4 protein-coding genes and 1 pseudogene are annotated in these 5,651 nt (G+C 65.2%); all 5 read right to left on the minus strand.

The window, feature by feature from the left end:
- Positions 1 to 346: 346 nt before the first annotated feature.
- Positions 347 to 1,117, minus strand: a complete 771-nt coding sequence (locus tag AB0C69_RS37135; RefSeq protein ID WP_360360337.1) for an alpha-ketoglutarate-dependent dioxygenase AlkB — start codon at positions 1,115 to 1,117, stop codon at positions 347 to 349.
- Positions 1,101 to 2,330: a hypothetical protein gene (locus AB0C69_RS37140; RefSeq protein WP_360360340.1), complete on the minus strand. Its 1,230-nt coding sequence runs from the start codon at positions 2,328 to 2,330 to the stop codon at positions 1,101 to 1,103. Before AB0C69_RS37140 ends, AB0C69_RS37135 begins: the two co-directional genes overlap by 17 nt.
- 186 nt (positions 2,331 to 2,516) lie before the next feature.
- A pseudogene (locus AB0C69_RS37145) lies at positions 2,517 to 2,964 on the minus strand (transposase); the annotation flags it as partial.
- A 30-nt stretch (positions 2,965 to 2,994) separates the two neighbouring features.
- A complete protein-coding gene (locus AB0C69_RS37150) occupies positions 2,995 to 3,633 on the minus strand; it encodes a PASTA domain-containing protein (RefSeq protein ID WP_360360343.1) in 639 nt (212 codons plus the stop codon).
- Between the two features lie 552 nt (positions 3,634 to 4,185).
- Complete coding sequence (locus tag AB0C69_RS37155) at positions 4,186 to 5,061, minus strand: hypothetical protein (RefSeq protein WP_360360346.1); 876 nt, start codon at positions 5,059 to 5,061, stop codon at positions 4,186 to 4,188.
- Positions 5,062 to 5,651 lie beyond the last annotated feature (590 nt).

Consider the following 5,651-nt stretch of genomic DNA (forward strand, 5'->3'; position numbering starts at 1 on the left):
CGTCCGGACACCAGGTCAAGGCGAGGCGACCAGACAAGAACGAAGGATGAACCTATGAACGACGTGGTCTTCGGATCGCGCACGTCCAGAGCTTCGACGACCCCCGCAACCCCACCGTCTACGGGCCATGATCGACCGCGACGGTAGCAGCCGCCGGCTGCAACGGCGACAACCAGCGATAGCCAGCGCGAAGGCGCTGACGATCGCCCAGGACTGGACCCGCGCATTTCAGGCAGCTTGGAGTTTTGGGCTTGGGGGCGTCACGTGTGTTCCTGCTGACCCCGGGAAGAAGCCCGCCTCCATCCGGCCTTCACGGGGCGTATGCCGAGTGGCGGGCGGCGGTCGCTCAGACGGGCGGTATCAGATCGCTCTCGCTGATGGTGTAGGTCAGCAGGGGGTAGGCGAAGTCCGTTTCGCTGTTCTCACGGCGCCGCAGCCGGTAGAACTCGCGCCTCTGCTCCTCGTCGGCCGTCGTGAGGCGCGCTCCCTGCGGGAGGTAGACGTGTCCGTCGCGAAACCGGACGACGGTCTTCGACGTCCGGAAGGTCACACCCAGCCATGGGTTGTCCGCCGGCGGGGCGGACGCGTCCAGCACGATCCTGTGCTTGAATCGCCGATTCGAGTCGACGGAGAACGCGACGACACTGTTCTCGGCGAGGGGCATCTCGAACGTTCCGCCACCGGAGACCTTCGATTCGAAGATCAGCTTCCTGCGCGGGTTCCCTTCGGGACGCTCGTAGCAGGAGAAGACGGCGATGAACGAACCGTCGGCCAGATCAAGGGCCTGGTCGGAGTGGCCGCCCATCGTCTTGTAGGCGTTCGTGTAGCTCTCGATGAGAGCGTTGTTGAAGGCGACCGGAAGCGCCGCACACTGCTGGATCCGCTGCGCCAGCCGTTCGTGCACCGCCCGGAAACGCTGCGCCGGACTGCTGTAGCGAGTGGTGGTGCGCACGAGAGGCACGCCGCCCGCCTCGTCGATCCTGGTGAGCGTGGCGCCGCGCCGCCCTTTTCCCACGTCCTCGAGGCGAGCCGACGCGGACAGTTCTGCGAAGAGATCCGTTTCGGCCGGCAAGGTGCACGAGAAGATTTCATCGGAGATGTCAGATGCGGGGGGCAACGTAGTCTCCCTTGTTCATGCTGAAAAGGAACTCGTCGCCGTAGTCGACGAAGGACGTGGTCCTGTTCTCCTCGGCGTACAGCCCGCGCAGCTCGTTCATGCCTTCCGGCGTCGGAGGTTCCAGCCTCGCCAGCCCCTCGTCCAGCTTGAGGAACGTCTGGCCTTCCTTGTGGACGGCCTCGGCGCTGGAGCAGCGCACCACGTAGCCCAGACGGGTCGGAAGCAGCCCGGCGTCCAACGCCGAGGGTCGGATCTCGTGCGTGTAGAGGCGGTTGGTGGACAGCGGCATGAAGAACACGGAGCCGGGGTGGAGAGTGAGGGTGAACTGCTGGGGGAGCGCGACCCCGTCGCGTTCCCCGGTCGGCTCCTTGAGGCGAAAGTGGAGCCTGGTCAGCCCGCTGGTGCCCTTCACGCCGTAATCGAAGGTGTCTTCGGCGAGCGGGCGCAATCGGTCGAGCCGGTCATAGAAGGTGCAGAAGGCCATGATGCCGTTGACGGGCATGTCCTTGGTCTTGTCGGCATGAGCCGAGATCTTGGCCTTGGACTGCTTGCGCTCGGTCGCGGCGGGAGTGTTGTGGTAGATCTGGGCGAGGACGTGATTCAGCGGCGCCTGGTTCCGGAAGACGGCGGCGGCCTCGCCGTTCAGGGCCTCGACGATGCTCGTGTCGGTCGGCCGGAAACCCTCGGTCGGCCCTGAGAGGTTCGTGGAGCAGCGGAGCAGGCGGAAATGCAGTCCGTCGCTTCTTTGGGTGACGGGCGTCAGATAGATTCCGCTGCGATGGGCTGTTCCAGGTTTCGTGGACTCCGTCAAAGACTGGAACTCGTGCTCCGCGCAGATCCGGTCGAAGTAATCGCCGTCGAGGTCGAAGAAACGGCGGTAGTACACACCGGCGCCGTGGACACGGAGGGGAAGCCTGCCGAGGCCGACGGGGACCCAAGGTCCGTCGGCGCCCTCGCGGTAACCGTGTGACAGCTCCCGGACGACGAACACCCGTGCCGCCGCGTACAGCCGGCGGCCGCTGATCCCGGAGACGTCGCCGCACAGATAGACGGTCTTCTGCGCGAGGTCGAGCGAACCCGAGGCAAGGTCCTCCGGCGTGATCGTTGAACCGAAGAAGCCTCTGATCGAGTCATCGTCGTGCAACGCCGCAGGTGCGACCAGGACGTTCCCCGCGTCCTCGATGCGGGCTTCCGTCGGCTCCTTTGCGTGCATTAACTCTGACCTGCCATTCGCGCCCTGCGCCACGAACCCGCAGAGCCGACCGGATGCCCGCCGGTCCGTGCGCCCATTCCATGAACTTCCGGACAGTAGAGCAGGCAAGGTTATCACCCTAAAGCCGACCCTGCCCTGGTCGTAGGGCGTCCACCTCCTCGAGGTCTTTTCCCCTAAGAAGTCATCTCATTTGGCTGGTCGGCGGTGGCGGATGAGGGTTGCGGCGATGGCGACGAAGGCCACGAAGTGCTCTGGCTTGGGTTCGTAGCGGCGGTGCAGTCGGCGGCAGCCGCTCAGCCAGGACACCGTCCGCTCCACCACCCAGCGGTAGCGCCCGAGCCGGTCGGAGGACTCGATGCCACGGCGCGCGATGCGCGGGGTGATGCCCCGCCTGCGTAGCCAGCGCCGCGGGTCGGCGTAGTCGTAGCCCTTGTCGCCGTGCAGCTTGGCCCACACTCGCGCGGTCGTCCACTCGGTGAAGCGCCGGTGCGCCGTAGGACCCGACGGCCCGAACACCGACGGCAACTGCTGCCACGTACAGCCAGTGGTGGCCACGAAGATGATCGCCGCCAGCACCTCACGATCCCCGTACCGGGCGCCGCCCGCCGCCCTGCGGCCTCGTCGGAGCGGGCGGAGGCCATCCATAGGCCCGCGGGCGAGGGAGCTACGGGGTGCACGACCCCTTGCTGTCGGCGACCCGCAGACTCAGTGTCGTGCCGTAGTGCTGGCGCATGCTCTGGCCGGCGGGCGGGTCCTGGGTGCAGACGGTACGTTCCAGATGCGAGCTGTCGTCGTATCCCTCGGTCACGAGGGGCTCGCTGCTGACGAGCGGGAAACCGAGCCGCAGGGCGGCTTGCTTTGCGTCAGTGCCCGTCTTGCCGACGAAGTTGGGCACGACGGGCCAGGTGGTCACGCGGCCGTCGGGTGGGCAGGGCACCTGCGGGGGCAGGAAGCCCAGCTCCACCTTCTTCCCTTGAGGGTCCTCGACCTGCGTGCAGACGACCCAGGTACCGGAGTAGGACTCGCCGTCGAACAGGTGACCGTCGGGAAGGGCTCTGAACGCGCTGGTGTAGGCGGGCCAGGAACGCTGCAACTCGCCGCTGACGGCGTCGAGCGTCTTTCCCCTGAAGGAGGGCAGTACCGGTGAGGGACGCTGCGATTTTGCGCCGCTCCCCGCGCTTTCTGCGGCGGAATTGCTGTCGCCGCCCGAGCAGGCCGCTAGGCCGAGTACTGGCGCCATCAGCAGACCAAGAGCCAAGGGCCGGATCCCCACCATGTGCCCCTCCCGAACATGATCAGACATGAACGCGATGATCGTAGCCGTCTTCCCGCCAACGGGCGGACTTTCCGGCACTCGCCTGGTAGATGTCGAGGCCGCTGAGGCTCGGGCGTAGTTGTGGTGGTGATCACTTCGATGCATGTGCGCATGTGCCGGTCGTCGATGGATTCGCGGACCAGGACGTCGACGAGGTCGGTGCGGGAGGTGAATATTCAGGCAGCCGCCAACGCCGCGGCGTCCAGACAAAAGAGCTGCTCCAGCTCAGCGATGCTCATCTCACCACGGAACCGCCGATACCGAGCGACCTGCTCATCCGACTAGAGATCAAATGGCACGGCCAGGAACGTGGGCTCCACCCACCACGCTAGAGCACGCCGTCATCGAAACCGTTTTCAACCCGGTCTGCTACGCGAGGCGGCCAGCGGTGCCCAGCGCCGGGCTGGCCGCGTGGTGGCCTGGGTCGGGCGGCCCGGGGAGCTCCGCAGAACCCACGGAACCCACAGAAGGCCCAGCAGCCGGGTCGGTGGACGGCGGGGAGGTTGGGTCCTCCCCGCCGCAAATGCGGAGTCAGCCAGGTCACTTCCTGTGCTGACTGATCGCAGCGCCGACGCCGGCGGCCGTGACCATGGAAATGCCGATCCAGGACGCCCAGTTCAGCTGTTGACCTGCGATCAGTCCCAGGATGGCACCGCACGCAGGTTCGGTGGGATTCAACAAGGCCACGGCGAAGGGGCGGATTCCCCGCTGCCATGCCACGTTGGATAACACCGTCGACAGGAAGGTCAGCGCCCCTGCCGCCAGGAAGATCGATAGATCATTCCTGTCTAGACCGAAGACCGCGTCTGACCCCTCCCATAGTGAAGCCAACACGAACATAAGGAGAATGTTAGGGATTCTTGCCAAAGTCGTGCAGGTGGTGATGTCGCTTTTCTTGATACTGGACATCATTTTCATGCCGACCAGGAAATTCGCCGCCAAAACCGCAACGACAGCGAATCCCCAGTAGTTGATCTCGCCTTCCCAGGAAGGTGCGAGCACGACGACACCGGAGAAACCCGCCGCCGGCCACACCAGGTCCCGCCACCGGCGGGACCTCAGGATCTCGATGGTGACGAGCAGCATCGGGCCTCCGACATAGAAGGCCGCCAGCGCGATCCCGAGGGGCAGCATGCGGATGGAATACTGAAATGAGACGAACCCCACGCTAAGGCAGAGCCCCAGAATCAGCGCCGATCGCCAGATCGGCCAACCCGCCCGCAAGGACGGCCTGTACGTGATCAACAATGGCGCGATGCCGACTATCGCGACCCAGAGAGCGGCCGTGAACGGGCCGACCCTGCCAACCAGTCCCAAGGCGATCTGAACGGTGCCCGCCGTCACGCCCAGGGCAATTGAAATAATCAACGCAAAAACTGCAATATTAGAATTCCTTGGGAGTTCTGCTGCACACACGCACCTCTCCCCCTTCTTGTTTGAGTTGCCCCCGCATCCTTTGGATGCAGGCATAGAAGACCGTCCGTGTTCACTACGGAACGGCAAGTGGATACGCTGTCCCGGCGCCTGCTCTACCGGACGGGTCGCACCGTGAGGCTGCCGGCCCCGTGTTTTCAGGGCCGGCAGGTTCGCGGTCCAATTTCATTCCGCCCGGAGCGGAGTGCCTACGGATTCGCGGTCGTCCGAACCACGGAAGGCGATGGACCTTTCCGCTGGTCGGGAGCCGGAAATCAGATTCCGGGCAGTGTGAGGGCCGAATGGGCTTGGGCGACCTCCGAAGTGATCCGAGCCCGACTGCCTGACGGCGGTTCCTCGATGAGCTCGGGGAAGAACCGGTCCATGGCCGTCGTGTCCTCGTCCGTCGCGGCCTGGTCTGTTGCCGGTAGACCTTCTCCGTGACGGTCGTGCTCTTGTGTCCGACCAGGCGGGAGAGGTGCTCGATCGGCACGCTGCGGTGCGACTCCTGCGGCGTCCGCTGATCGGCATAGAGGCCGGCCTAGGGCCTGTTTTGTGGATCGTGGTTGAGCCAGAGGATGAGGCTGGCGATG

This window comes from Actinomadura sp. NPDC048032, assembly GCF_040653175.1.
GTDB lineage: Bacteria > Actinomycetota > Actinomycetes > Streptosporangiales > Streptosporangiaceae > Spirillospora > Spirillospora verrucosospora.